This is a genomic window from Actinomyces massiliensis 4401292 (assembly GCF_000269805.1).
Taxonomy (GTDB): Bacteria; Actinomycetota; Actinomycetes; order Actinomycetales; family Actinomycetaceae; genus Actinomyces; species Actinomyces massiliensis.
In genome coordinates this window covers 471,589-491,395 of the sequence record NZ_JH711482.1, presented here as the reverse complement: position 1 = coordinate 491,395, position 19,807 = coordinate 471,589, and the positions used below count along the sequence as shown (strand labels likewise).

14 protein-coding genes are annotated in these 19,807 nt (G+C 67.3%); 11 read left to right on the top strand and 3 right to left on the bottom strand.

Translation table 11 applies throughout. The features are described 5' to 3' along the window. Window positions 1-94: 94 nt before the first annotated feature. From pnuC to W5W_RS0110515, 7 genes are all read left to right on the top strand, one after another. Window positions 95-739 (top strand): nicotinamide riboside transporter PnuC, encoded by a 645-nt coding sequence (gene pnuC / locus W5W_RS0110545; RefSeq protein WP_008733761.1) that lies wholly within the window; start codon window positions 95-97, stop codon window positions 737-739. Next, window positions 736-1,902: an AAA family ATPase gene (locus W5W_RS0110540; RefSeq protein ID WP_008733835.1), complete on the top strand. Its 1,167-nt coding sequence runs from the start codon at window positions 736-738 to the stop codon at window positions 1,900-1,902. The genes pnuC and W5W_RS0110540 overlap by 4 nt, the downstream gene beginning before the upstream one ends. After that, window positions 1,902-3,527: a MoxR family ATPase gene (locus W5W_RS0110535; RefSeq protein ID WP_017195362.1), complete on the top strand. Its 1,626-nt coding sequence runs from the start codon at window positions 1,902-1,904 to the stop codon at window positions 3,525-3,527. Before W5W_RS0110540 ends, W5W_RS0110535 begins: the two co-directional genes overlap by 1 nt. Next, window positions 3,524-4,492: a hypothetical protein gene (locus W5W_RS0110530; protein ID WP_017195361.1), complete on the top strand. Its 969-nt coding sequence runs from the start codon at window positions 3,524-3,526 to the stop codon at window positions 4,490-4,492. The genes W5W_RS0110535 and W5W_RS0110530 overlap by 4 nt, the downstream gene beginning before the upstream one ends. Next, window positions 4,489-6,375: a vWA domain-containing protein gene (locus W5W_RS0110525; RefSeq protein ID WP_034498905.1), complete on the top strand. Its 1,887-nt coding sequence runs from the start codon at window positions 4,489-4,491 to the stop codon at window positions 6,373-6,375. The genes W5W_RS0110530 and W5W_RS0110525 overlap by 4 nt, the downstream gene beginning before the upstream one ends. Beyond that, window positions 6,372-7,175 carry a hypothetical protein gene (locus W5W_RS0110520; protein WP_238533329.1) on the top strand — a complete coding sequence of 268 codons (804 nt, stop codon included), beginning with the start codon at window positions 6,372-6,374 and terminating at the stop codon, window positions 7,173-7,175. Before W5W_RS0110525 ends, W5W_RS0110520 begins: the two co-directional genes overlap by 4 nt. Window positions 7,176-7,321: 146 nt before the next feature. Continuing rightward, a complete protein-coding gene (locus W5W_RS0110515; protein ID WP_029574259.1) occupies window positions 7,322-8,770 on the top strand; it encodes a phenylacetate--CoA ligase family protein in 1,449 nt (482 codons plus the stop codon). 260 nt (window positions 8,771-9,030) lie between these two features. On the opposite strand, the gene W5W_RS0110510 is transcribed toward W5W_RS0110515, so the two are convergent. Further along, window positions 9,031-9,306 (bottom strand): DUF7455 domain-containing protein, encoded by a 276-nt coding sequence (locus tag W5W_RS0110510; protein ID WP_029574258.1) that lies wholly within the window; start codon window positions 9,304-9,306, stop codon window positions 9,031-9,033. Between the two features lie 213 nt (window positions 9,307-9,519). Between W5W_RS0110510 and W5W_RS0110505 the strand changes: the two genes are divergently transcribed. The 3 genes from W5W_RS0110505 to W5W_RS0110495 all read left to right on the top strand — a co-directional run bounded on the left by W5W_RS0110505 (window position 9,520) and on the right by W5W_RS0110495 (window position 14,028). Next, window positions 9,520-10,356, top strand: coding sequence for a hypothetical protein (locus tag W5W_RS0110505; RefSeq protein WP_008733830.1), 837 nt, complete (start codon window positions 9,520-9,522; stop codon window positions 10,354-10,356). Between the two features lie 183 nt (window positions 10,357-10,539). After that, window positions 10,540-12,798 (top strand): DNA gyrase/topoisomerase IV subunit B, encoded by a 2,259-nt coding sequence (locus W5W_RS0110500; RefSeq protein WP_029574257.1) that lies wholly within the window; start codon window positions 10,540-10,542, stop codon window positions 12,796-12,798. Window positions 12,799-12,969: 171 nt separating this feature from the next. After that, the gene (locus W5W_RS0110495) at window positions 12,970-14,028 is read left to right on the top strand and encodes a GNAT family N-acetyltransferase (protein WP_008733836.1); all 1,059 of its coding nucleotides are present in this window, start codon (window positions 12,970-12,972) and stop codon (window positions 14,026-14,028) included. 52 nt (window positions 14,029-14,080) lie between these two features. Here the strand turns inward: W5W_RS0110495 and W5W_RS0110490 are convergent, their stop codons facing one another. Continuing rightward, the gene (locus W5W_RS0110490; RefSeq protein ID WP_017195357.1) at window positions 14,081-15,619 is read right to left on the bottom strand and encodes an amidohydrolase; all 1,539 of its coding nucleotides are present in this window, start codon (window positions 15,617-15,619) and stop codon (window positions 14,081-14,083) included. 333 nt (window positions 15,620-15,952) lie between these two features. Between W5W_RS0110490 and W5W_RS0110485 the strand changes: the two genes are divergently transcribed. After that, window positions 15,953-17,110 (top strand): glycerate kinase, encoded by a 1,158-nt coding sequence (locus W5W_RS0110485; protein WP_017195356.1) that lies wholly within the window; start codon window positions 15,953-15,955, stop codon window positions 17,108-17,110. 46 nt (window positions 17,111-17,156) lie between these two features. Here W5W_RS0110485 and W5W_RS0110480 read toward each other — a convergent pair whose 3' ends face one another. Further along, the gene (locus tag W5W_RS0110480) at window positions 17,157-19,682 is read right to left on the bottom strand and encodes a DNA gyrase/topoisomerase IV subunit A (RefSeq protein WP_029574254.1); all 2,526 of its coding nucleotides are present in this window, start codon (window positions 19,680-19,682) and stop codon (window positions 17,157-17,159) included. Window positions 19,683-19,807 lie beyond the last annotated feature (125 nt).

Below are 19,807 nucleotides of genomic sequence, written 5' to 3'. Positions count from 1 at the left end.
GACTGATCGGCGGGCGCTCGCGCCCGAGGAGTCCGGCGGCTCCGGGACCCTGGTGTCCCGGGGCCGCCGTTTCGCGGATCGGTAGTATGCGTTCATGGCGACGATCGACTGGGTGCAGGTTTTCGGCGTCCTCACTGGCGCCTCCTGCGTGTGGCTCGCAGTGCGGCAGAATGTGTGGAACTTCCTCGTGGGGCTTGCCAACAACGTCGTTTTTCTCATCCTGTTCTGGCGCAACGCCCTGTATGCCAATGCCCTGCTGCAGGTGCTCTTCGCAGTGCTCGGCCTCATGGGCTGGTGGTGGTGGCTGCGCGGGAACCACGGCGATGGTCCTTTGCGGATTCACAAGCCCGCGCGCCTCGCCCTTCCCGCACTGCTCGTGCTGACGGCGCTGGGCGCTGCGGTGCTTGTAGAAATCCTGAGATGGACCGGCGATTCGGCGTCGCCCGTGCTCGACGGCGTTACGACCGCCACGTCGGTGGCCGCCCAGTTCGCCCTGGGACGCAAATGGATCGCCAACTGGTACTTCTGGATCTTCACCGATGTTCTCACCATCGTCATGCATCTCAGCACGGGGCTGTGGATGACGGCGCTCCTTTACGTCCTCTTCCTCACCCTGTGCCTGGTCGGGGTGCGCGATTGGCGGCGTGAGCTGCGTCGTCGTGAGGAGGGAGCGGCAGATCCGGACGATCCCGATGCGCCGGCGCCCGTCTCGAGGCTGGTCGAGGAGCACGAGTCGTGAGCGCGCAGCCGGCAGCCGTCCCGGCTCCCCGCTACCGTCACGGACTTGTCATCGGCAAGTTCTATCCGCCTCATGCGGGGCACCTGTCCCTCATCCGCCAAGCCCTGGCCTGTTGTGAACGCGTCACCGTTGAGGTTCTGGCTTCCAGTGCTGAATCCGTCTCCGGTGAGCTCCGCGCCGACTGGCTGCGCGTCTGCCTGCCCAGCGCCCGGGTAGTCACCGGCGTCGACGACGAGCCGGTGGACTATGCGTCCCCCACGGCGTGGCAGGCTCATACGGCGGTCATGCTCTCCCTCCTCGACCCCGCCGACGGCCCTGTTGACGCCGTGGCGACGTCGGACAGTTACGGGGCCGAGCTCGCCTCCCGGCTGGGCGCCTCATGGCTGCAGGTCGATCCGGGCCGGCAGGCCCTGCCGGTGTCGGGGAGGCGGATACGGTCCGACCCGGCTCGTTATTGGTGGGCGCTGCCCGCCCCCGTACGCGCGTGGTTCGTACGGCGCGTCGCGGTGGTGGGCGCCGAGTCCACCGGCACGACGACCCTCGCCCGCGCTTTGAGCGACCACTATCGCCTGCCGCAGGTGCCCGAGTTCGGACGCCAGTGGAGCCGGCAGCGCCCTGGAGGCCTGGATGCCGCCTGGGCCAGCGTCGAATTCGATCTTGTGGCCCGCGTCCAGGCCCAGTGGGAGGACGAGGCCGCTGCACTCACCGCTCGTCCTCTCCTCATCACCGACACCGATGTCCTGGCCACCTCTCTATGGCATGAGCGGTATATGGGCAGTCGTTCCGCCAGCGTGGAGGCTCTGGCCGCTTCCCGTCGCCCGGATCTCTATCTGCTCACCGGGGACGAGATCCCCTTCGTCCAGGACGGATTGCGCGATGGCGAGCACATCCGCCACGACATGCAGGAGTCCTTCCGCCGGACTCTTGCGGCCGGTCCCGTGCCCTGGGTGGAATTGCAGGGCAGCCACGAGGAGCGCATGGCTGAAGCCATCGCCCTCATCGACGAGCTTGCAGCCGAGCCCAGGCCCATGAGCCCGCCGTTGTCGGAGGCTCATGTCGGCGCCAGCACGATGAGCGATGGGCTGCGCGTCGGCGCCGAGCGTGAGAAGACCGCGGCCGGGCCGCACGACGACGTCCTCACCGATGCCCTTGAGGAGTGCTGATGGGTTACGGATACGTTCCCTCAAGTCCCACGGATCCCCGTGCCTCCGGGCTGGAGCCCGCCAGGCCGGTGGGGCCGGCCCCGGGTTCCCTGGACGTCGCAGATGTCTTCCCCTCCGCGGCGCCCCTTGGCACTGCGAATACGAGCACGGCACTGGATGAGAAACTGCGTCGCGCCTACTACTGGATGGTCAACGAGGCCATCATCAGTCCGCACTACGACATCGAATTCGAAATGGGGGATGGGGCGCCCGACACCACTGTGAATCTGGGGGAGACCGGCGCCGCTCTTCACCTGCCCACCGCCCCGTCATACTCCTCCTTCGTTCTCATGCCCCTGCTCACCTTCGCGGTGCGCGGCCGCTGTCTGCTCATCGGAGGACCCGGACGCGGCAAGACCACCTCCGCCATTCTCATGGGCGTGCTCGCCGGTTACCCCGTTGAGCAGGTGCGTCGCAGCATGCAGCACGGCCACCCTCAGCTGTCGGTGACGGATATGTTCGGAACGCCATTGCCGCGCGATCTCGTGGGTGCCGAGTCTCTGGCGGACATCGATGTGGCGTGGCGCTCCTGGCTGGGGATGCGTGTCAAGATCATTGACGAGTACAACCGCATCCCCACCCGTACGCAGTCCGCGCTTCTGACGGTCCTGGCCGATGGCTACGTCGAGGTTTACGACCAGCTCTACGAGACCGGTGATGCCGCCTGGTATCTCACCGCCAATGATGATGCTGGAGGCGGCACCTACCAGGTGGTCGAGGCGCTGCGGGACCGTATCGACATCACTGTGGCGGCGTTGCCCTTCAATCCTCGTTTTCTGCCCGGGCTCATTCAGCGCCGGGAGGGAGACTTCCACCCTGAACGGCATGTCCCGGCCGAGGTGGTCTTCTCCGCGGCCGAGCATGACGCCGTCTCCGCTCAGATCCGATCCGTGCGCGTGCCCCAGGCGGTGCTCCGTCGCCTCGCCTTCTTCGCCTCCCAGCTCGAGGTCTGCGAGCACGCGGCCACTCAGCTGGAGTACCGCAGCAAGGACACGGCTCGCCTGACAGGTGGTGATGTGGCCGGGCTCCTGCGCCGCTCCACGGGCCGGGACCGTCTGACCGATCTGGCCGACCAGACCCTGTCCGGCATGAGTGTGCGGGCCATGAACGCCGTCATCACCTACGCCAAGGCCATGGCCTTCTTCCGGGGCCACGGCGATGTGGCCCTGGAGGACCTGCGCGCCGTGCTGCCCTTCGTCTTGCGCGACAAGATCCAGCCCAATCTCGACTCCCCGGTGTTCGCCTCCGATGAGGGCCGTCTGCTGGTTCACGACCCTGTCTCCTGGCTGCGCGGGCTCATGGATACTGCCTGTCTGGCCTATGACGCCGCGGGCCTGGATATCGACGATCCTGTGGGGGAGGTCCTTGCCGAGCTGCACCAGGGGCTGACTGGAGCGACGCACGCCGAGGTCCGTCATCGACTGGCTCGCATCGAGTCCCTGGCCCGGTCCCTGGGCTACGGCGGCAAGCTCTATGGCCATGTGGCTGACGATGCCATGGCTCTGAAGTACGCCCACCAGCGCTACTCCGCCTACATGTCCTGGCTGGAATGGGATTCCGGCTCGTCCGCTGGAGCCGGCCCGTGACCCGGTGGAGGGATTTTCTGACCGGGCACCGTCAAACGGCCAATGCGGTGCTGCATCAGGCGCGCACCGACCGCGCAGCTGCGGTGGGCGCGGATACCGAGGTACTCGCTCGCCTCGCGGACTTGGAGCCGACGGCGCTGCGCCTGGGCTCCCAGGTGTCGGACGCCGGCCCCGGTGCGGTGGAAGCTGTCTTCATATCCCTGATCCGGCTGGCCGGATTGCGCCCGAGTGCAGAGGACCCCGTCTGGGGGCGCCTGGCAGGGACTCTCGACCTCGTCTCCCGATGGCGGACCGAGCCCGAGGCTCTGGTCACTGTTCTCACCCATACCGCTCCCGGCGGCAGCTCGCGTGAGGCCTGGAAGATGTGGCTCGCCCTGGCGCATGCCCTGGAGGAACCGGGACGGTCCGCGACGCGGGGAACCGCCGTCGCGGCTACGGAACTCGCCGCCCTCGCGTCATGGCGAACCGGCAGCGTTCAGCTGCGCGCTACCGCTCTGCAGATTCTCGCCCGCAGTCCGCACGCCGTTCTGGCTCCCTTGACCAGCGGATGCGCATTCGCGGGAGACCCCGCCGCGCTGTCCGCAGCCTGCCTGGCTGATCGTTGGTTCTGGCCGGGCATGACTGCCCCTAAGCGACGTACGGGCGGGTTTCTCGGGTTCGGCGGTTCCTGGGTGTCGCCACCGCGTCTTATCGGCGCCACCGATCAGGCCTGGTGGCTGTGGGCTGATGATGCGCCATGGGCGCTCCTCGCCGACGTGCACGGGACCGCCGCTGTGCGTCTGGCTCCTGACCACTGCCCACTGAGCCCTCGAGAGTCCCGAACCTCTCAGAGCGATGGCGCCTCAGCCATCGGGCTGGCACCCGACCATGCTTGCGCACGCGTGTTGAGCGACTCCTACCTGGTGGAGATCTGTCCGCCCTCCGAGGGCATTGACGACCAGCGTGCCGTTCGGTGCATCCCATGACTACCTCCACTACGGATTCGCACCAGCCGTTGCTCGCCATGGCCGAGACCGTGTGGCCACGGGCGCAGCGCGTCTGGAGCCCCATCACTCGCCTCCACCGGCCCACGCTCCTGGAGAAATCGTCGAAGGACGCTCTGGCCTGGATCGATCTGCGCACCATGAGCGTTCATGTGAACCTGCGGCGCGCAACACCGCTCATGGGTACTACTGCTGCCAGATCCGCCGGTCCGGAGGAACTTGTTCTGGCGCTGCTCGCACATGAAGTAGGGCACTATGTGCTGGCACCCGGGGATATGGCTACTGCGGCCCGCATTCACATGCGTGTCCGCTCCGCTCTGATCGATTGCGATGAGCAGGTGGGCATGGTCGCCAACCTGTGGTGCGACCTGCTCATCAACGATGAGCTTCAGCGCCATCGAGGCGTGTCCATGATCTCCCTCTTGGAGGCCGTTGAGGCCGTTGAGGCCGTGGAGGCTGCTGGTGCCGTGAGTGAGCGCCGGGTCCGGCAGGAAACCGAATCCCACGGGCGGGAGATTCCTGACGCCTCCGGGCCGCAATGGTGGCCCACCTACTTGCGGTGCTACGAGATCGCCTGGGAACTGGCGCCCGGAACCCTGCACCGGCAGGGGGTTGCCGGAGAGACCGAAGCACGGCTCATGGCCCGTCTGGCACGTGTCTACGCCTCCGCGCCGGTTCAGGGGGCGGCCGGCTTCGCCGCACTCCTGCGGCCCATGATCATGGACGAGGACCTCCAGCAGAAGCGCTCACAGCGCCTGCGGATGTCCGGGAGAGGAAGATCGGGGCGCGATTGCGGAGGCGTCACCGGGGCGGGAGAGCTGCCGGTCTCCGTGATCGGCGACACCGATCTTCTGAAGCCGGTGATCCATCCCGTGCAGGATCCGCTCGTGCTCGGCGCCGGCCCTTCGGCCCCGCGCGCACCTGAGGATTCGCAGAACAATAATGATGGTGCTGCGCTTCAGGGCGCCGGGAGCCGGTCTCAGGACATTCAGCCCGCGGATCTTTCCGCCGTGGCCCGCAGCCTGGGTGTCGACATGCCCGCACTGGAGATCGCCTCCCGCTACTATCAGGAGTCCGCCGCTCCCTATCTCGTGCGTCTGCCGCCCGTGCGCCGGGCCGGCAGAGACGACCCCCTCATGGGGAACCTGGAGACCTGGGAGACCGGGGAGGACCTTGCCGATATCGACTGGTCCGCCACGATGGCGGCCTCGCCGTGGGTGGTGCCCGGGGTGACGACTCGCCGTCGCCACTTCGAGCGCGATCCGGGGGAGGACCAGCACATGGTTCCCACGAACCTCGATCTCTACCTCGACTCCTCCGGCTCCATGCCCGATCCCGCCGTACGGCTGTCGCCTGTGGCCTTAGCGGGGGCCATCCTGGCTCTGTCCGCGCTGCGCAGCGGCGCTCGCGTTCAGGCCACCACCTGGTCCGGTCCCGAGCAGATCGCCGGCACGGATGGCTTCACCCAGGACGCGCAGGAGGTCCTGGCCGCCATTGTGGCTCATTTCGGCGGTTCCACATCCTTCCCGCTGGGAATCCTGTCCCGCACGCATCTGGCCGCTCGAGCGGATGGGGCCGGACGGGCGCCCTGCCACATCGCCGTCGTCTCCGACGGCGGCGTGGTCTCCATGTTCGCGGACCACCGCTCAGATGAATGCGCGGACACCAGCAATGAAGAGGGAATCGCGGTGCGGGCGCTCACAGCGGCCGGGGGCGGAGGCACGCTCCTGCTCAATACCGACCCCAGGCGTGTCAAGGAGCTGCGGCTGCCCGGGGGATATGCCGTTCACAGCGTGCGCAATCTTGATGAGGTGCGCCGTTTCAGCGCCGCCCTGGCACGAGCCATCTGGGAGGCGCCACGATGAGTCGCACATGGCTGACAGGGCAGGTAGAGCAGGCAGGGCAGGAGCTCCCACGGCGTCCGGATGCCGTCAGCTCCGCAGCCGGTCCTGAGGACGGCGTGGAGCAGCCGGCGACGGCAGTGCGCCTCCTGTCCGGGCGGGAAGTGGTCGACAGCGCTCTGGCAGCGCCGTGGCCCATCCGGGCCGACTCGCCTCTTCCCGATCTCGCCCGCCTCACCCATGCCCTGGCCCATTGCGACCCGGTGTTTCTGGACAGCCGGGTCGATGGTCGTGCTGTGCTCGCGGATGTTCTCAGAGATGCGGGTCATGAGCCGGAGGGCTTGCGAGGGGCGCTGGAGATCGAGCGCTCTCGCCTGTCTCAGCACTTGAGGATCTTGACCATGGGCGTGTCCGCACCAGATCCGGCGGCTTGCTGCCAGGTGAGCGCATTGGCTGCGCTGCTCCTGCGAGAGCTTCTCGAGCAGGAGCCCCCTCGACCGCCAGGCGTGATCCTGGTGGACCGCGTGGGACGGATGACGGCCTTTCTGGAGCTGCTGGTCGCTACTCTCGTGCCTCCTTCCACCTGGCCGTCCTCTGAGTCCGTGAGGCAGGAGGTCTGCCGTACTTTCTTGGCCGGTCTGGGCCTGTGCGCTGCCGGGGAGAATCCCCATCAGACTGCGGATCGATGGGAAGAGGTCTCGACTCTGGCCCGCCAGGAGACCACGATGAGCCTGCGGGCCGAGATCGAGCACCGTCGTGAAGTGGAGCGCCGAATCGCGCAGGCGCGTGCTCGTGAGTCCGCATCCCATTACACGGGGCGATGAGCGGAATGACTGAGCTGCGCAATCGTGGTGAGTCGAAGAGGCTTCGGCACCCCGGTGATTCCGATCCCAGGCGCCTCAGACCTGGGAGCACGCGCTCTCAATCGTCCGCTGACGCCGCTGCGCCTGCGGCGTCGGGAACCGCAGGGATGACGTCGGCTGCGCGCGCCGAGTACGCGTCTATGAATGCGGCCGTCCTGCCCGACACTGAGCGCTGGCCCACTGTGAGCGCATCGGGGCTTGCGGCCCTGGCCGCGCTGCGCGAGGAGCCGATGGCTCCCGCCTGGACGCATGCCTGCGGTGACCGTCTGACTCGGACCGATCAGGCGCTGCTGGCCGTGCTGGCTGCTGACGTGCGTCGCGGAGCCTATGCCCAGACCTCCTTGACCGGCCCGCGCTCCTGGGTCGATGCCCTGGCCGTGCGTGCTGTTGAGACGGTCCCCTTCTACCGAAGGCTGCGCCGCAACGGAGACATCGGCGCCCACCCGGCGCTGTCGGACCTGCCGGTGCTGGACCGTCGAGATCTTCGGGAACTCGGCGATCTTGTCCCCATGGACGCAGAACTGGACCGGATCCTGGAAGGGACGAGTTCCGGATCCACCGGGGCCTCGTTGCGAATCCCCCTCCACCCCCGTGGCCTCGCCTCAGACATCGTGATCCTGCGCTGGTGGCTGGAAAGACTCGGATTGCACTGGGATGTGGATGAGGCCGGTGAGCGCCTCGCCATGGCCAATATCGTGGACCAGACCAGTGCCTTCACCTACGCATCTCTGCTCACCGCGCATGCCGAGCGTGCTCTCATGGCCCGTGTCAATCTCCATCCGGACGCGTGGCATCAGGAGACTCATCAGCACGACTGGTGGGTGCACCACGATCCGCTTGTCCTGTCCGGCTCGCCTTTGCCTCTTCTGACCCTGGCATGCCGTGAACCGGGTCTTAGCCCAGTGGCGGTGGTCAGTGGCGCCAGTCATCTGACGGATGCGGCGCGCTCCGAGCTCGTTGATACCTGGAAGGCCCCCGTTCTCGATGTCTACGCCTTGGGCGAGACCGAGATCGTCGCATGCGACCCCGACGGATGCGGTCACCGTGTCGCCCCTCTGCCGGTGCACGTGGAAATCCTGGATCAGCATGGTCTTGCCGTTGCCCCGGGCCGGCGAGGACGGATCGTCATCACGAGCGCCACCAACCCTCTTCTGCCTCTTCTGCGCTACGACACCGGCGACACCGGGGCTCTGGAACTACGTGCGGCTCCGGATGCGCCGGGAGGCACGGAGGCCGTCATCGTGGGGCTGGAGGGGCGCGCTACTGTCCGCTACCGTCATGGTGATGGAACCTGGATTCCCTCAGTCAGTCTTGTCCAGGTCCTTCAGAGTCAGGGGGCGGCCGTCTGGAGTGTGCACCAGTGGCGTCACGGTGCGCTGAGGGCTGAGGTGGCGCCACCGCATGGACCGCTGACGTCACAGGTGACTCGGGCGGTGCGCGACGCATTGGCGGCCTTGCTCGGCCAGGAGGTGACCGTCGTTCCCCTGAACGACGCCGCTGCCGCTAAGAGGCGCTTCACCTCGGACGTCCCCGGGCACACAGGCCCGGGGACATGAATGCCCGAGCAGAACCCGAGCAGAACCCGAAAAAACCGAACAACAACATGGTGGATGCCTGAGCGGGCAGCGGTGGTCACCGACTCGTGACATCGAATGCGGGGCCTGGAGGGGAGACCAGAAGACTGCGAACCAGGAGAACCGGGATGAGGGGGAGAGTATGGGCATGCCGTGGGCCTGCCGCGGTCATGCACGGGAATGCGCAGGTATGGACCGGGTCGAACAGGGGTGGTCAGGGTTGGACTGATTGGTCCCCCGTGTTAGTCGCTCGCCATGAGGTTTGCCGTTTCATCCTGGAACAGCAGAGCGGCCTCCTTGAGCTTCTCGCCGTGCTCGCGTGCGTGGTGAGCGCAGAAGAAGAGCTCTCCAGTCAGCAGCACGACACGGACGTATGCCTGGGCGGCGCACACGTCGCAGCGGTCGGCGGTGGTCAAGGGGCGCTCGGCGGAGGCGTCGATGGCGGAGGAGCGCTGCTCGTCCAGGGAGGTCGCCGCCCGGAGAGCGGCGGAGGTGCTGATAGTGCTCATGGCTCGCATTCCACCATGCCCCCGGGCGCTTATCACTCGGAGGAGCTCGTTTCCGCCCCAGGCGCACGAGCTTTCGCCCAGGGCGCATCGGGGAACATGCGCAGTGGTCGCGCGGCGCCGTCGATCCGAGCCGGTCGGCTGTATCTGCTGTGTCTGCTGTATCGGCTGCAGTCGGCGCCTGTGCTCCGGACACTCACGGTCGTATCGCCGTAGTGTGTCGTTATGACGAGCACCGAGAGCAAGAGCGTTGAGGACATCGGGGACGTCGAGGGCGTTGAGGGCACTGAAGGCACTGGATACGCCGGACACAGTGAGTGGCGCGCGGTACGGGATCGGGAGATGAACCGCCTGAAGCATTCGGGCTGGGTGTCCAACCGCCCGCTGCGAAGCCTGCTGGATCAAGCCGGGCTGACCTCGCCGGTCGAGGTTGTCGCCGCCGGCATCAGCCAAGAGCAGTGGGCGCGGGCGGGCGAGTCGATCGACCGGCTTCGTGAGCGCTTCGGCCGCTACCGCTTCGCCGAGGAAGTGGAGTACGGCTTGCTGGTGGTGCCGGTGCCTGATCGACTTGACACGCGCGGGGCTCTGCCGCGTCAGGTTCGGGAAGGGCAGAACTCCGGGCTCGGAGAGGACTTCGTAGATCCCGCACTGGGGCCTGGAGTGGATCTGTCGGGCGGAGCGCTGGAACTGGAGGGCTGGAGGCTGTACATCACCGCTGTCTCCGAGCGCGGTATCTCCGCTGGGAGCTACGAGACGATCAGCGCTGCCCAGCGCCAGGACTTCGAGATCGATGGTTTTGACACCAGACGGCTCATGACTCGTCAGCTGTGGGGCGCGCGTCTGCTTCAGTCCCCTCACGGCGTCGTTCCGGATAGTGACCTCGGCAGTATATGGACCTTCACGCTCTTCCCCGGTGAGCCGCTCGTCGACGGACGGGCCGTGTCCGGCACCGTCTTGAAGGGCAAGGTGCGTTTCCGCCTGGGAAAGACGAATCGCGGCATCGGCAGTGCCCGTGTCAGTCCGGCTCTGCCTGTACAGGGGCTCGTTCCGGATAGCCGCTGAGAACTGTGAGGACCTCAGGAACTCGGGACCTCGAGAACTCGAGAACTCGGGACCTCGGGAACTCGATCTGCTGGTCGTGCGCGTACCGGAGCCGGCTGATGCCGGAGGAGGCTGACGAAGACCACAGGTCCGGTCGCGGCGCGGAGGAACACCTGTTCGACCATGATCCGTTACAGTCCGGCCGTGCCCTCTTCTGAGAACAAGACCACCCGCGGCGACTACTCCGCTCGCCACCTCTCCGTACTGGAGGGGCTGGAGGCGGTGCGTAAGCGTCCCGGCATGTACATCGGCTCGACCGACCAGCGGGGGCTGATGCACTGCGTCTGGGAGATCGTGGACAACGGCGTCGATGAGGCGCTGGAAGGCCATGGGGACCGCATTGATGTTGTTGTCCATGCCGACGGTTCCATTGAGGTGCGGGACACCGGACGCGGCGTGCCCATTGACATCGAGCCCTCCTCCGGGTTGACCGGCGTGGAGCTCGTCTACACCAAGCTCCATGCCGGTGGGAAGTTCGGGGGAGGGTCCTACGGCGCGGCCGGAGGCCTCCACGGCGTGGGCGCGAGCGTCGTCAACGCGCTGAGCGCCCGCATGGACGTCGAGGTGGACCGCGGGGGCAAGACCTACGCCATGAGTTTCCGTCGCGGCGTACCCGGGGTCTTCGCCGATCCGCCGAGCGGGGCGAGCCTCGCCTCGCCCTTCAAGGAGTACACCGAGGCTTCCGAGCTGCGCGTGATCGGCAAGGTCAAGCGCGGCGTCACCGGAACTCGCGTGCGCTACTGGGCTGATCCTCAGATCTTTCCATCTCCGGCCGAGTACGATGCTGCGGCGCTGCGCGCCCGCCTGCGCCAGACGAGCTTCCTCGTGCCCGGACTGACCCTGTCCCTGACTGATGAGCGCAGTGCCGATGAGGCCGCGCGCTCCGAGCACGCGTCGTCGTCGGGTTCGAAGACCACCGATGACCTGGCGATGCGCGCCGCGGCGAAGAGCGTCACCGAGGCCCCGGGAGACCTGCTGGAGGCCGCAGTCCTGGGAGAGGACGCCGCCGAGAGCGCCGAGGTCTTCCGCGCCAAGGGCGGCACCGCGGACTTCGTCGATTTCCTGGCCACCGACGGCTCCGTGACCGACACCTTCCGTCTGACCGGACAGGGCACCTACACCGAGACCGTTCAGCAGCTCGACAGGCGCAGTGGTCACCTGCGTCCCGTGGAAGTGACGCGCACCTGCATCGTCGATGTCGCCCTGCGCTGGGGCATCGGCTACGACACGACTGAGCGCTCCTTCGTCAACATCATCGCCACGCCCATGGGCGGCACTCACTTGTCCGGTTTCGAGCAGGCCGTCACCAAGGTTCTGCGTAAGCAGATCGAATCCAATGCGCGCGCCCTGAAGGTCACCAGTCGAGATGGGCGCATCGAGAAGGACGACATCCTCGCCGGCATGACCGCAGTGGTGACTGTGCGAGTGCCGGAGCCCCAGTTCGAGGGCCAGACCAAGGAGGTTCTGGGCACGGCCCCGGTACGCCAGATCGTCGCCAGGATCGTGGACAAGGAGCTGACGGCCATCCTCACGTCCTCCAAGCGCGACCTCAAGGCTCAGTCCCGGGCCCTGCAGGAGAAGATCGTGGGGGAGATGCGCGCTCGCGTCAGCGCGCGCATGCACAAGGAGATCACCCGTCGCAAGACCGCCTTGGAGTCCTCGACCCTGCCGGCCAAGCTGGCTGACTGTCGCAGTGACGATGTAACGGCTTCCGAACTGTTCATCGTCGAGGGCGATTCGGCTCTCGGCACCGCCAAGAACGCCCGCAATTCCGAGTTCCAGGCGCTCCTGCCCATTCGCGGCAAGATTCTCAATGTCCAGAAGGCTTCACAGGCGGACATGCTGCGCAATGTCGAGTGCTCTGCGATCATCCAGGTGGTGGGAGCGGGCTCCGGGCGCACCTTTGACATCAAGGCGGCCCGCTACGGCAAGGTCATCCTCATGACCGATGCGGATGTCGATGGCGCGCATATCCGCACTCTGCTGCTCACGCTCTTCTTCCGCTATATGCGGCCCATGATCGAGGCCGGCCGGGTTTTTGCGGCAGTCCCGCCGTTGCACCGCATTGAGGTCTCCGGCTCAGGGCGGCGGAAGAAGGAGATCATCTACACCTACTCCGACGATGAGCTGGTGCGCACTCTGCGCAAGCTGGAGAAGCAGGGGCGCGGTTTCAAGGAGCCGCAGCGATACAAGGGGCTGGGGGAGATGGATGCCCACCAGCTCGCCGAGACCACCATGGAGCCCGAGCACCGGACCCTGCGGCGCATCACCCTGGGCGATGAGGCCGAGCTCCTGGAGGCGGAGAACGTTTTCGAGCTCCTCATGGGAGCGGCGGTCGAGCCCCGCCGCGGCTTCATCATCGAGGGCGCATCAGACGTGGACCGTGAGCGCATCGACGCCTGATGCTGAAGTACCTGAAATACCTGAACGTATGAGCGTTACTCGTATCGGGTATGGTGCCGAGTAGTCCGAGTGCTCCGAGTAGTCCTGTTTAGTCCCGGTAGTCTCGAGTAACCTGTTGTCGCCACTGTCACCGCCGGGTCTGCCACCCGGTACCCGCGCAAGGAGGCGCCTATGGCCCCCGTCTACGGATCCTCGCGTCGTGCAGGAGTCTCCGGACCCTGGTCGATGCTGCGCCCCGGGCCGCGTTCCGCGCTTCCACGCGACCTGTTCTGGGCTCCGCTGAGTCCTTTGGACAATGGCGCGCTGGCGGGACTCATCGCCCGTGCGGAGTCCGTCGACGACCCGCCCTACCGGACGACGGCCGAGGAGACAGCGGAGTACTTCGTCGACCCGACCTATTCCGGCGTGGCCGGGCGGGACGCCCTGGGCGTCATGCGCGCCTTCGCATTGGTGCGGTTGCGGCCTGCTGGGGAGATCTACGCCTCAATGGTCGGCGTCGTCGACCCCGACTTCCGCAAACGGGGCATTGGCGGGGCTCTCCTGCACTGGCAGACGGAGCGCGCCCGCCACCTCATCGGCACCGAACGCGCGGGGGCGGCGCCCGGATCGGCGGCGGCCGCGGCGTCTGCTCACATCGTGACCACCGTCCTGGAGGACGATGCGCGCATGAAGGAGCACTTGGGGGACTTGGGCTTCGAACCCCGACGGTGGTACCGCGAGGTGCGCCGAAGCCTGACCGACGACATCCCGGAGGTGGATATCGACGGATTCCTCACCATCGAGCCGTGGGACGACGATCTCGATGAGGTCGTCCGCATCGCGCACAACCAGCTGGCCGACGGCGAGTACGAGGCGAGTGAGATGACGCGGGACGAGTGGCGGTCGGGGCGCGCCTACTTCGCCCCCGGATGGAGCTTCGTGGCCATGGACCGTTCGGGGGACCGGGCGCGTGTGGCCGGTTTCCTGCGCTCGGGCCGCTATGAGCAGGACTGGGCGGCATTGGGGTGGCGCGAGGGTTACACGGATATGCTGGGGGTGCTCGCCGAGTACCGGACTCGGCGGGTGGCTCCGGCGCTTCTGACGGCCGCTATGCGCGCCTATCGGCGAGACGGCATGGAATACGCTGCGGCTGGCGTTGATTCTGACGATCCCAACGGAGCCGTGGACTTGTACCGCAATCTGGGATACAGCCCCACCCGGGGCACGATCCTCTACGCCTTGGACGTATGAGGTTCCGCGACGGCACAGCGGACTCAGCGCTCGCGGCCTATGCGCAGCCCTATTAGTCGGTGTGCGCGATCGCGCCCGCGACGACCGTCGCCACGGGACGGACCTGTTTCAACTCTTCCGCGCTCAACGCGAGCGGGTCGGCGACCAGCATGACGAGATCGGCCCGTGAGCCGACGGCGATCGGCCCGACGCCGTCCACTGAGGCCGCCAGCACCTCCTCGTTGCTGAGCCGTTGCGAGGGTGACCAGATACTGCCCCCGGGCGTGCTCCGGGCGACTGCCGTTGACATCGCCAGCCATGGGTCCAGCGGTGCGACCGGTGCATCCGAGCCCAGGTGCAGCAGAGCGCCGGCGGTCACCATGTCCGCAAAGGCATAAGTGCGCTCCTCCAAGCCCGGCCACACTCGCCCCACGGCCTCGCAGTCGTCCAGTAGATGGGCCGGCTGGACCGACAGCTCCACTCCGCAGGACACCAGGGTTGCCAGTGCACTGTCGCCCCGGGTGAGCGAGTCGCGCGGGAGCAGCTGAGCGTGCTCGAGGCGCCCGGTCGCCCCCGAGGCTGCGAAGGCCGCCGCGACATCCTCCATTGCGGCGTCGCCGATGGCATGGATCGCCGCTTCGTATCCGGCCTGCGTGGCGCGGGCCATGAGTTCGGTGAGTTCCGCTCTCCCGATGTTGGCCACACCGTGAGGATGCTCCGCAGCGAACTCGGGAGGATAGGGCTCGCACATGTGGGCGCTGGCCGTGCCCATGGAGCCGTCGGCGATGACTTTCAGCGGCCCCTGCGTGATCACGGCGGTGTTGTCGCCGCCGACGGGCGAGCCCGGGAGCGGGTCACCGGTGCGCAGGCCCGCTGCGATCCACCGCTCCAGTTTGCCGCGATAGACCGCAACACGGATGCGGGGGAGGACTTCGGGCAGTCCGCTCTGCGTCTTCAGGGCCGCCAAGCGCCGGGCCCAGTCGTCGGGCGCGCCCGCCCAGGCCATGTCCACAACCCCGGTCACCCCGCGGGCGAGCATGTCGGCGAGCACTCGACTGTAGCCCGTTTCGCGTAGTTCGCGGCTTCCCGGGATCTCGTCGAGCCGGTCGAGCACGGCGAACCACGGGTCCTCCCGCATAGGAGCCCCTGGGTCGTCCGCGCTTGCGGCGGGCAGTCCCAGAGCAGTCAGCGCTGCCGAGTTGAGCCAGCCCGAGTGGACATCACCGGATATGAGAACGGTGGGGACAGGGCCGGTAACGGCGTCGAGCTCGGTCACAGTGGGGATTCGCGGCCAGTTCGACAGTCGGTGCCCGAAGCCCTGCACTGTGGGAATGGAGCCGCCTGCCGGCAGGGAGGCGATGGCCTCGGCTACAAGAGACAGAGCGTCCTGCGCGCACCGGGTCGCTGTCGTATCGATCCTCGAGCGCCGGGCCGCCTCAAGATCGAGATGGGCGTGGGCGTCCCACAGACCGGGTATGACGAAGGCGCCTTCGGCGTCGAGTCTGCGTTCGCCCCGCGGTTCCAAGTCAGGGCCGATCTCCGTGACCACGCCGTCGCTGACCCGGATGTCGATGGGCTCGGGCGGCGGCTGCGTCCGGCTGCGCCCGTCCATCGGCGGTCTGCGAGTGGCCGCGCGTAGGCGACCGAGCTGGTGGCGGGTCCGGAAGTGGACAGGGCGAGCATGTTGTAGGAGGAGCGAGGCCATGAGCGATTATGGGCCCGCAGATCGGAGCGTGTCTCTCCTTAGAACGTCACATGCATATTCATGTGATTAATCGTCGTTGTCACGCCGATTTCTAGAGATCCGCCTATGTTCGCGCGCGAGGAGACACGTGGTGAGGATTGAGCAAGAATAGAAGGAAACAGGGATGACCGATATGAGGATCGAGAAGCGTGAGGTTCATTAGCTCTCCAGGTGCGAGCTCATCCGCGAGGGTTGAGTGAGGTGAAGGTCGTCCTCGCCCCTGACTCTTTCAAGGAGGCCATGACGGCTGCTGAGGCGGCGGCCGCCATGGCTCGCGGCGTGCGCGCCGTCGTTCCGGATGCCGAGATCGTCGAAGTGCCCATGTCCGACGGCGGCGAGGGATTCACCGATGCGGTGGCCGCGGCTCTGGGGGCTCAGGTGCGCGGGGTCGACACCATTGACGCCCTGGGACGCCCGGTCACAGGTCGTCTGGCGATGAGTGGTGGCACGGCGGTATTCGAGATGGCTTCGGCCGCGGGGCTCGAGCTGGTTGCCCGGCATGCGCGTGATGTCATGAACTCGGACACCCGGGGCGTGGGCCGGATGATCCGCACTGTGCTCGACGCCGGCGCCGATCATCTTCTTCTGGGAGTCGGCGGCTCTGCGACCAACGACGGAGGCGCCGGCATGCTGGCGGAGCTCGGCGTTCGATTCCTCGATCATGAGGGCCGTGTCATCGGGACAACGCCGAGGGCGCTCGGGGCGCTTGCAGCCGTGGACGACTCCGGTCTCGACCCGAGGCTGGATGGCCTGAGGATCGAAGTCGCCTGCGATGTCGATAACCCGCTGGTGGGCGAGCACGGTGCCAGTGCCGTCTTCGGTCCCCAGAAGGGCGCCGGGTCGCAGGATGTCGATTACCTCGACGCGATGCTGTCGCGCTGGGCGGATGTGAGCGGTCATGCCGAGCTCGCTGAGGTGCCGGGAGCCGGAGCGGCCGGAGGGCTGGGGTTCGCCCTCATCGCCTTCTTAGGGGCTCGACTCGAGCCCGGAGTCGATCTGGTCTCCCGTACGGTTGGTCTGGCCGAGGCCGTATGCGGGGCGGATCTCGTTCTGACCGGCGAGGGCTCGGTCGATGCTCAGACACTTGCCGGGAAGACTCCTGCCGGCGTGGCCGAGGTCGCCAAGAGGCACGGGGTGCCCACCGTTGTCGTAGCGGGCCGGGTGCGTTCCGATGCGGAGGTACTGCTGACCACCGGCTGCGTGGCCCTCGTGTCGAACTCGCAAGGCGAGACTGTTTCACTGACCGACATGCTCTGCGCGGCGCCGGGGAATACCGAGCGTGCAGCGGCCACGGTCATGCGACTGTGGACTCACCAGAGCGGCCCGGCAGGACCGGCAGGCTCAGCAGGCCCAGCATGATTTCTGACGTCTCTGGTGTCCGCCGTCCTCGCAGCGCGCGGCTCATTCAGCCGATGCCGGCCACTGGTGCGGCCAGCGGCGAGCCGGAGCCGTCGCGGCGCTCATCGACCTCGGGCAGCCCGACGCTCTGACCGCCCGGCCCGACCGCACGGGCCGGGCCCACCCCGACCCAGGCGAGGATGAGCTCGTCCTCGCCGCGTAGGAAGCGCTGGGCCCGCACTCCGCCGGTCGCCCTTCCCTTGGCGGGATAGCGGTCCAGCGGAGTCACCTTGACCGAGCCCGTCCCGGTGCCGGGAAGCGCCTTCTCGGCGTCGGCTATGGTGACGACGACGGATTCGGCGAGCAGCTCGGCGGGCACCGCGGAAGCCGCGATGACACGCGCCCCCTGGCGCAGAGAGATGCCCGCCATGCCGCCTGCGCCGCGCCCTTGCGGACGCACCTTCGAGGCCTCGAAGCGCAGCAGCTGGGCGTCCGAGGTCACCAGCGTGAGAATGTCGGAGTCCGCGGCGGTGGCGGCGAAGACCACACGATCGTCGTCGGCGAGGGCGATCACCTCCCAAGAGTCCCCGCGACTGGGCTCGTCACCGGGCTTGACGCGCTTGATGACACCCGCGGCGGTCGCCAGCACGATCGGCGGGTGGCCGGCGGAGCCGATCGGCACCAGTCCGACGATCTTCTCCTCGGGCTCGATGTCCACCAGCAGGCGTGCAGGCTGCCCCCCGGCCAGTGACGGCGCGCCGTCCAGGCGTGGGATCTCCGGAGCGGCCACAACTTCGAGCCGCACCAGGCGGCCGGTGTCCGTGATCGCCCCGACCCGGCCGCGTGCTGTTGTGGCGACCTGGCTCGTGACCGCATCGTGGAGCTGGCGCTCTCCGGTTCGTGAAAGCGGCTCTGCTCCGGTTGCGCGCGCCACCAGTCCCGTGGCGGACAGGAGGATCCGGCACGGGTCGTCGGGAACGGTCAATGGAATATCAGAGGCACCGGCCATGAGGCTCATTGCCGCCGTCTGCTGCCTCATGGCGGGGGCGGCCGCTGCTGAATCGTTGGGTGCATCCGCTCCGGACGGCGCTTCGGCTCCTGACGCCTCGAGCAGTACCGTTCGCCGGGGCGTGCCGAACTCCTCGGCCACCGCAGCCAGTTCGCGGGAGACCACACCTCGCAGCAGCGACTCGTCGTTCAAAATGGCCTCGAGTTCGATGATCTCCTGGGCCAGGGAGTCGCGTTCCTTCTCCAGTTCGATGACTGAGAACTTGGTCAGGCGCCGCAGTTGCAGTTCCAGGATGTAGCTCGCCTGCGGCTCGGACAGGTCGAAAACCTGCATGAGGCGGGTGCGTGCCGTGGCGGCATCCTCGCTGGAGCGCACGACTTGGATGACCTCGTCGATGTCGAGGATCGCGATGAGCAGGCCCTCGACCAGGTGCTGGCGCTCCTTGCGCTTGCCCAGGCGGAATCGGGTACGGCGCTCCACGACGATCAGGCGATGACGCACGAAGACATCGAGCAGTTCGCGCAGGCCCAGCGTGCGCGGTTGGCCGTCGACCAGGCACACGTTGTTGATCCCGAAGGAGTCTTCCAGCGGCGTGTGCTTGTAGAGCTGAGCGAGCACCGCCTCGGGGTTGTAGCCGTTCTTGACGGTGATCACCAGGCGCGTGCCGTTCTTGCGGTCGGTCAGGTCGGCGACGTCGGTGATCCCCTGAAGCTTCTTGGAGGCCACCGTCTCCTTGATGCGGGTGATGACCTTCTCCGGGCCCACGAGGTAGGGCAATTCGGTGATCACAATGCCCTTCTTGCGGGCGGTGACATTCTCAATGCGTGCGGTCGCGCGAGTCAGGAATTTGCCGCGTCCGGTGCGGTAGGCGTCACGGATGCCGTCCAGGCCGACGATCATGCCGCCGGCCGGCAGGTCCGGACCGGGCACGAAGGCCATGAGATCCTCCAGGGCGGCCTGGGGGTGCTCGATGAGGTGGCGGGCGGCGCCGATGACCTCGACGAGATTGTGCGGCGGCATGTTGGTGGCCATACCCACCGCGATGCCCGAGGCGCCGTTGACCAGCAGATTGGGGAGCGCCGCCGGCAGGACGTCGGGCTCGGTGAGTGTGTAGTCGTAGTTGGGGGAGAAGTCGACGGTGTCCTCGTCGATGTCCGCCGTCAGCGCCAGAGCGCTGCTGGCCAGTCTGGCCTCGGTGTAGCGGGCCGCAGCCGGGCCGTCGTCCAGGGAGCCGAAGTTGCCGTGGCCGTCGACCAATGGCAGGCGCATGGTGAATGGCTGGGCGAGGCGCACCAGGGCCTCGTAGATGGCGAGATCGCCGTGAGGATGAAGACGCCCCATGACATCGCCGACGACGCGCGAGCACTTCACATGCGGGCGGTCGGGGCGCAGCCCCATGCGGTCCATCTGGAACAGGATGCGGCGCTGGACGGGTTTGAGGCCGTCGCGGGCGTCCGGCAGGGCACGGGCATAGATCACGGAGTAGGCGTACTCCAGGAAGGAGGTGCGCATCTCTGTGGGAAGGTCCTGGTCGACAATGAGACCGTCAACGGGGGGAGGCGATTGCACGGCGGACTTCGGCATGCCATGCATGATGCGCGACGATGAGCCGAAACGATGCAGCGACACCCGAAGGTGACGGGGTCGATCGCGCTCTGAACGACTGTTGTACGCGCCGGCGCGTTTCCTGGCGTGTCACAGGTGGATGG

Bases quoted from the DNA above. Each gene is read 5' to 3' on its own strand.
- W5W_RS0110535 (WP_017195362.1), top strand. From the start codon at position 1,902: ATGGGTTACGGATACGTTCCCTCAAGTCCCACGGATCCCCGTGCCTCC.
- W5W_RS0110495 (WP_008733836.1), top strand. From the start codon at position 12,970: ATGGCCCCCGTCTACGGATCCTCGCGTCGTGCAGGAGTCTCCGGACCC.
- W5W_RS0110520 (WP_238533329.1), top strand. From the start codon at position 6,372: ATGAGTCGCACATGGCTGACAGGGCAGGTAGAGCAGGCAGGGCAGGAG.
- W5W_RS0110525 (WP_034498905.1), top strand. From the start codon at position 4,489: ATGACTACCTCCACTACGGATTCGCACCAGCCGTTGCTCGCCATGGCC.
- W5W_RS0110505 (WP_008733830.1), top strand. From the start codon at position 9,520: ATGACGAGCACCGAGAGCAAGAGCGTTGAGGACATCGGGGACGTCGAG.
- pnuC (WP_008733761.1), top strand. From the start codon at position 95: ATGGCGACGATCGACTGGGTGCAGGTTTTCGGCGTCCTCACTGGCGCC.
- W5W_RS0110510 (WP_029574258.1), bottom strand. From the start codon at position 9,306: ATGCGAGCCATGAGCACTATCAGCACCTCCGCCGCTCTCCGGGCGGCG.
- W5W_RS0110480 (WP_029574254.1), bottom strand. From the start codon at position 19,682: ATGCCGAAGTCCGCCGTGCAATCGCCTCCCCCCGTTGACGGTCTCATT.
- W5W_RS0110515 (WP_029574259.1), top strand. From the start codon at position 7,322: ATGACGTCGGCTGCGCGCGCCGAGTACGCGTCTATGAATGCGGCCGTC.
- W5W_RS0110490 (WP_017195357.1), bottom strand. From the start codon at position 15,619: ATGGACGGGCGCAGCCGGACGCAGCCGCCGCCCGAGCCCATCGACATC.